Below are 7,206 nucleotides of genomic sequence, written 5' to 3'. Positions count from 1 at the left end.
AGCGGAAAACGCTCTGCCGCACACTGCGTTAGACCGTTTTTAGGGAATAGCGCTGCGTGCATGGTGAATTATGACCTGCCATCGCTGCGCGGCAAGTTGATCGGAGCATCCCTAGACACCTTGCAAGCTCATTGCGTAACGTTTTTCAAACTCTACCGGTGACAGCTGATTGTTGAAACCATGGCGGCGTTTTGCGTTGTAGAACATTTCGATGTAATCAAACACATCACTGCGAGCATCTTGTCGCGAGGTGTAGATTTTCCGCTTGATCCGTTCCCGTTTCAGAAGCTGGAAAAAGCTCTCGGCCACGGCGTTGTCATGACAATTGCCTCGGCGGCTCATGCTGGCAACCAAATTGTTTGCCTTCAAAAAACTGCGCCAATCAGAGCTGCTGTACTGGCTGCCCTGGTCGGAGTGAACCATCACCTCTTGTTTCGCTTTCGCCTCCAAACCGCCATCAATAACGCATCAATGGCCAAATCACTGGTCATCTGCGACTTCATTGACCAGCCAACGACCTGACGAGAAAACAGATCCAGCACCACCGCCAAATACAGCCAGCCTTCATACGTACGAATGTAGGTGATGTCGGTGACCCAAACCTTGTTGGGTTCCACGACATCGAACTGGCGCTTCAGCAAATTGGGTGAGGCGACCGCTGGCTTACCGCCGTACTTTCCACGGCGACGTCGATACCCAGTCTGAGAGCGCAGACCTTCAAGACGCATCAACCTCGCCACACGATGCCGACCACAATCTTCCCCGACCTCGCGCAGGTCGTCATGGATTTTGCGATAGCCCTAAACTCCGCCGCTCTCCAGCCACGAGTGCTTGATCAAACCCAGCAATCGCTGGTCGTCTTTAGCGCGTGCAGATTGCGGATCAGACAACCAAGCGTAATAACCACTGGGATGGACTTTCAGCGCCAGGCAAAGCCGTCGAATGGAATAGTCGCCCGCGCGCTGCTTGATAAAGGCGTACTTCAGCCGCACTCCTTGGCAAAGTACGCGGCGGCCTTTTTTAAGATGTCTCGCTCTTCAGTGACCCGCTTGAGTTCCGCTCGCAGACGACGCAGTTCAGCGTGCTGATCATCGTCTTGCTGCCGTTCTGCCTGAGGTTTGCTGTAGCGCTTTATCCAGGCATAGAGGCTATGCCTCGACACGCCCAGACGCGCCGCCACATCCGCGACAGGCAGCTTCTTTTCGATCACTTGATTGACCGCTTGGATTTTGAATTCTTCGGGATAACGTGGGTCGCTCATGGCACCTCCTGATTGGCCTCAGTTTAAGGCATGGAGGTGTCTACGAAACCCGGGGCGATTCAGATGCATGGGGAGCCATAGGTTGAAATGTTGCTCACGGTTTGTTACCCTACCAGCAGACATTGCGCTTTGGCGCTCTGCGTAAGCGTTAACGTCAACCAACGCACACACGGGATTAACTCGTCCCCAGTTGTGCGTGGTACTCATGACAAGTTCATCTTCGGCCGTTCGTGCCGGAAACTCTCTATTCGCCTCATCCCTTCTAATTAGCATTTTGCTAATCGCCGCGAATTTGCGGGCACCGATTACCTCGCTGGGGCCAGTTCTTGACCAAGTGCAGCAGTATTTTTCCTTGAGTGGCGCTGCTGCCGGTCTTCTGAACGCTTTGCCTTTGCTGATGTTCGCTTCTGCCTCGCCGCTGGCTCCTTGGCTGACGCGACGTTTTGGATTGGAGCAGGCGTTATTTGGTGCGCTGTGCCTTATCGCAATCGGCTGCATCATCCGTTCCAGTGGTACTTACACTGGCCTATGGTTAGGAACGTTGCTCATTGGTGGAGGCATTGCCACCGCAAATGTGTTGGTTGTTCCATTGGTCAAGAGAGACTTCCCAAGTCACGCAGCTCTGTGCGTTGGGTTATATGCCGCAACCATGGCCCTGATGGCTGCACTGGCCAGCGGCCTTTCAGCTCCGTTGTCGGTGCTTACCGGCTATACATGGAAGACTTCCCTTGGGGTTTGGTTTGTCCTTGCCCTTGTAGCCATCGCATGTTGGTTGCCACACTTGAAGAGCGCTTGTGGCCGGGCTCCTGCTGCACCACCTGCTGCAAGTAAATCAGTGTGGGGAAGCGCCATCGCCTGGCAGGTGTCGATGTTCATGGCACTGCAGACGGTTACGTTCTACACCTTGATTGACTGGTATCCCGCCATGGCGAGTTCGGTCGGGATTGGTGCCTCGGAATCGGGTGCTCATCTCTTTGCCTATCAAGCCATTGCTGTCGTCGCCAACCTGTCTACTTCCATTGCCATCAAGCGCCTGAAAGATCAGCGTCTGCTGGGGTTCGTATGCTCGCTGGCGATCACCGTTGGCATGGCGGGTCTGGTCTGGGCACCTGCCTTGTCTTTGATCTGGTTATTGTTCGCCGGGGTCGGGGCAGGGATGTCGATGGTCACGTGCCTGACATTATTCGGTCTGCGGGTTCGTGATCACCACCAGGCGAGCTCGTTGTCGGCCATGGCCCAATGTGTAGGCTATGGCTTAGGATCGGTGGGGCCGTTCCTGGCCGGTTGGCTACATGGTGTTTTCGGCACCTGGCAGGTATCACTGTGGTTGCTGTTATCTGCGGCGTGCCTGCAGATTGTCTTTGCGGTATTGGCCGGCCGTAACCGATTTATTGAATAAACCAATCCGGACGGCGCAGGGAGAACGGTTCAAGGCTCTCCCAGTGCCGCGGGGCTGTTCATGGCATTCCGGTTCTTGCTCCCTTGAGATCTGTGCTCCTTCACATGCATCAAAGCCGGCTAGAAGGAGATGTTCGAAATGTGTTCAGACGACGTCATTCACAGCACAGAGTGATGAGTACACAATTCAGTCCATCTGCGGTAGATTAATTTTTTAAACTGCCAACTTTTCAAACCGTTAGAGGATGAGTCATGATCCCGTCCGCCGCGCCATATTCAGTAACCTGGATGCTGAAAGCCAAGTCATCATAAAGAGCCTACTTATTGAGTGGGCTTTTTCGTTTTGAGGTTCCACTGTGACAATATTCTGGAATTTCGTTGCATCGTCAATCTGTCGTCAATCGAGCCGCGTTTTGCCGCAAATGGTCTAGGTAGTTTGCCCATTGTTGAGCCGCCTCTCGGCGTTGTGTTAGCAGTTGTGCACGCGCATACACAGCCCCCAATGCACCTGGCATTCGGTGAGATAACGACAGTTCTAGCACGATTGGATCGATACCTAAGTGCTCATGGGCAATGGTGCGGTAGGTGGCGCGAAAGCCGTGGGCAGTGATGTCGTACTCCGGCCAGATACGCTGAAAGGACTTGAGCATGGAGGTCGGATTAATGGGGCGGCCTGGATAGACCGGCGAGACGAACACCCATCCTTTGCCTTCTTCATCCACAACACGGGTTTTACTTAGCGCGCGTAACAAGACCAAGGCTTGCTCGGGCAACGGTACGATGTGCTTGCTCTTGTCCAGATGCTTGGTCTTGCTCACTACGTAACGCCAATCGGCGTCGACCAAGTCGACGTCTTCCCAGCGCATCTGCACGAGTTCGCCAGGGCGGACTGGCAACATGACCAGCAGACGCATTGCAGTGGCAACGCTGCCGTCGTTGCAGTCATCCAAGCGCAGAAGAAACCTGCCCAGGTCGGCTGGCCTTTCGATTGCCGGGTTGCTGGTCACGACATGGCGGATCTTCAACTCCTCAATGTTGCTAAGCGCCACATTACGTTCCACCCATCCGCGCCCCTCGGCAAAGCCCAGGACGGCACGGATGATAGTACGCACGCGCCGGGCCATGGCCATGGTGCGCTGACGGCGCAACGCCGTAATAATCGTGGTGATGTGCTCCAGCTTGATCTCGCTGACCGGTTTTTTACCAATCGCGGGAAAGATGTGGTTGTTCAGCGCTCCGCTAAACCCCGAGATGGATTTGGTCACCAGTTCGGCTGACTTGAAGGCCAACCATTGTTTGGCTACGTACTCAAATGTGCGCTCCTCGTTGAGGAGCTGCGCCTCGATCTTGGCGGTCTTGGCCTTGAGCGGCGCGGTGTGGTTTGCCACGTCGCGGCGTGCGCTGCGGGCAATGTCGCGTGCCTCCTTGAGACCAATGTCAGGGTAAGCGCCGATGGAGAAGCGGTTTTCCTTGCCATGCAGCCGATACTTCAAGCGCCAGAACTTGGAAGGGGATTTGCCGACCTTGCTAGACGCCCTCACCTCCAAGTAGAGACCAGGAACTTCGCCGTCAGCGTGTTTGCCGGGTTCGGTCAGCGAGCGGATGAAGGCATCGCTGAGTTTTCGTCTGAAAACAACCGCATTATCTGGGGGCATCGGTGGGAGCATCCTCTTCAAGGAACCGAAATTTGCCCCCAATTATGCCCCCGCGAGTCGTGGAATCCATTGGATTTAGACAGACGGCTATGGACTTAAACGACCAATAACTTGTTGTTATAAAACGGTTTTATGGAATCTAGTGGAATTCCATTACAGGCTATCGGGGTCCCCAAAAAACATCTGAATCCGCGACCTTAGCCATCTCTCCCCCGGATCATTGTCCTGCGACCCGCGCCAAGCCATGTGCAGCTCGAACGTACGCGATTCAATCGGCAGCTCTTCCGAGCGCACACCCCCTGCAGCCGTCAACACGGCAGCCGCGTAATCCGGCACGGTCGCCACAATGTCAGTCCCGGCAATCAGCGTCGCCAGCCCGTTGAACTGCGGAACCGCCAGCACGACGTGGCGTTTGCGGCCGATTTTTTCCAGGTGTTCGTCGATGAAACCGCCCAGGTCGCCGGCAAACGACACCAGTGCGTGAGGGCGGGCGCAGAAGTCGTCCAGGGTGATCGGCCCCGGCATGGTGTCGGCGCGCAGCAGTTTGGGTTTGCTGCGGCGCAGCACTTTGCGCTTGGCGTTGGCGGGGAGGTCGTCGGTGTAGCTGACGCCGATGGAGATTTCGCCGGAGGACAGCAGTGCGGGCATCAGGATGTAGTTGGTGCGACGCACCACCAGCACGATGCCCGGGGCCTCCGAGCGCAGGCGCTTGAGCAGTGAGGGCAGCAGGGCGAACTCGACTTCATCGGACAGGCCGATGCGGAACACGGCGGTGCTGGTGGCCGGGTCGAAGTCGGCGGCGCGGCTGACGGCGGTGGAAATGGAGTCCAGGGCAGGGGACAGCAGACCAAAGATCTCGATGGCCCGCGCGGTGGGTTCCATGCTGCGGCCGGTGCGCACGAACAGCGGATCGTCGAACAGCCCGCGCAACCGCGACAACGCCGCACTGATCGCCGGCTGACCGAGGAACAGCTTCTCGGCCGCGCGGGTGACGCTGCGTTCATGCATCAGTGTTTCGAAAACGATGAGCAGATTGAGGTCGACGCGACGCAGGTCGTTGCGATTCATGACGGGGGTCTCGGGGACATGGGTCGATACAGGTTCAAAACAGCAGCGGCGGCCCAGACGCACGCCACGTGTTCAACTCAGGCAGGGATATTACGGGTAAATACCGGTTGTCTGCATCGTTGAATTTTCCGGCGTGTCTGGAAATGCGCTTCGTGCGCTGCCGCCGATAGGCGCCGATGAAACCTTGACGGGCAGAAACACACCAATCCCTATGTACTGGCCCTTTGTAATCTGCGTCGATGCAGCCAGCGTGGCGCCCGGGATTCATCGATATTGGGCCACCGGGTTGCAATGTCGCCGTGAGCACCCAACAATGTGCGCCCTGCAGGCCCGGGACGGCTGCTACAGATTCGGCGACCGCTTGCCCCATCAGAATCGACAGCAGGCATGTTGACTATTAATAGCCACTGATAGTGTTACCGGCGGCGTCCGGATAGAGTTCAGGGCATCAAGGTTCATAAGGCGAGGTTCGAAATGTCCCGCACGATCCGTTTTCATCAGTTCGGTCCGGCCGAGGTGCTCAAAGTAGAAGAGCTGCCGGTCGCGTTGCCTGCACCCGGTGAGGTGCAAGTGCGCGTCCAGGCGATCGGCGTCACCTGGTACGACGTGCTGTGGCGACAAAATCTGGCTTCATCCCAGGCTCGCCTGCCGGCCGGTCTGGGTTCCGAAATGGCGGGCGTCATTACTGCTATCGGCGATGGCGTGACCGACCTGAAAGTGGGCGACAAGGTCGCCAGCTTCCCTTCGGCTGACGTCAATGTGTACCCGGTCTATGGCGAGCTGATCCTGTTGCCGCGCACTTCCGTGACCCATTACCCGGACGTGCTGACGCCCAATCAGGCGGCCGTCCACTACACGCCGATGCTGGTGGCGTACTTTGCGTTCGTTGAACTGGCACGGGCCAAACCCGGGCAAACGGCGCTGGTGACCGATGCCAGCCATTGCGCGGGGCCTGCGTTCCTGCAGCTGGGCAAGGCGCTCGGCGTCAAGGTGATCGCGGCGACCAAGACCGACGCGTGCCGCGAATACCTGCTGAAAATGGGCGCGGACAAGGTGATCGTCACCGAAGAAGAGGATTTGCTTCTGACGATCAACCGCTACACCGACAACCGCGGCGTGGACATTGTCCTCGACGGTCTGGGTGGTCCGCAGATGTCGATCCTGGGTGATGTGCTGGCGCCACGTGGCAGTCTGATTCTCTATGGCCTGCAAGGCGGCAACCAGACGCCGTTCCCGGCGTGTGCAGCGTTTCAGAAGAACATTCAGTTCTTCGTGCACTGTGTGGGCAACTTCACCGGCAAGCCGGAGTTGGGCATCAAGCAGGACGAAGAGGCGATCAAGCGGGCGTTGCGCGATATCAACCAGATGACGGCGGATGGCATGCTGGTGCCGCAGATCACCAAAGTGTTTCCCTTCGATCAACTGGTCGAAGCCCACCGTTTGATGGACGGTTGCCCGGTAGGCGGTCGTGTGGTGGTTGAGGTCGATCCATCCTGAGTGCAGACCATCGCGCTCATTGAATGCTCGACGCTTTTGATCCAGCGTCGGGATTGAGGTGTCGGAGACCGGTTTGAAGGTATCCGCCCTGTCAGTCACGGGTCATGTTGTATCACTCAAGCCTTCCCGAATCTTCTGGAAGGCTTTTTGTTTATGGAGTGTTTAATATATTGATCAGCGCGCGTCATGCGTGGCGTTGACAAGTATTTTAAATGCAGTCGAATCAATACATTGCCCGTTTTACTAAACACAGTTTTAAACAGCCCTGTTTAATTCCGATTCGGATTTGCCGAAAGGAGAACATTCACGTGTCGGTAGTGACTGGCT

Annotated in this window: 4 protein-coding genes and 1 pseudogene; 2 read left to right on the top strand and 3 right to left on the bottom strand. The window is 56.6% G+C overall.

The window, feature by feature from the left end; all coding sequences use genetic code 11:
• Window positions 1-111: 111 nt before the first annotated feature.
• Window positions 112-1,261: pseudogene (locus SLW74_RS21370) on the bottom strand (IS3 family transposase).
• A 205-nt stretch (window positions 1,262-1,466) separates the two neighbouring features.
• On the opposite strand from SLW74_RS21370, the gene SLW74_RS21365 reads away from it, so the two are divergent.
• Window positions 1,467-2,660: a CynX/NimT family MFS transporter gene (locus SLW74_RS21365; protein WP_410930011.1), complete on the top strand. Its 1,194-nt coding sequence runs from the start codon at window positions 1,467-1,469 to the stop codon at window positions 2,658-2,660.
• Between the two features lie 385 nt (window positions 2,661-3,045).
• Here the strand turns inward: SLW74_RS21365 and SLW74_RS21360 are convergent, their stop codons facing one another.
• Window positions 3,046-4,314, bottom strand: a complete 1,269-nt coding sequence (locus SLW74_RS21360; RefSeq protein WP_410930010.1) for a tyrosine-type recombinase/integrase — start codon at window positions 4,312-4,314, stop codon at window positions 3,046-3,048.
• A 153-nt stretch (window positions 4,315-4,467) separates the two neighbouring features.
• Window positions 4,468-5,382: a LysR family transcriptional regulator gene (locus SLW74_RS21355; RefSeq protein ID WP_065990323.1), complete on the bottom strand. Its 915-nt coding sequence runs from the start codon at window positions 5,380-5,382 to the stop codon at window positions 4,468-4,470.
• Window positions 5,383-5,856: 474 nt separating this feature from the next.
• Between SLW74_RS21355 and SLW74_RS21350 the strand changes: the two genes are divergently transcribed.
• Entirely contained in the window at window positions 5,857-6,879 is a 1,023-nt protein-coding gene (locus SLW74_RS21350; RefSeq protein WP_192130475.1) for a zinc-dependent alcohol dehydrogenase family protein, read from the top strand.
• The last annotated feature ends 327 nt before the right edge of the window (window positions 6,880-7,206 follow it).

This window comes from Pseudomonas sp. W5-36 (assembly GCF_046540455.1).
GTDB lineage: Bacteria > Pseudomonadota > Gammaproteobacteria > Pseudomonadales > Pseudomonadaceae > Aquipseudomonas > Aquipseudomonas graminis_B.
The sequence above is the reverse complement of the archived record's forward strand: the minus strand, read 5'-3'. Positions and strand labels throughout refer to the sequence as shown.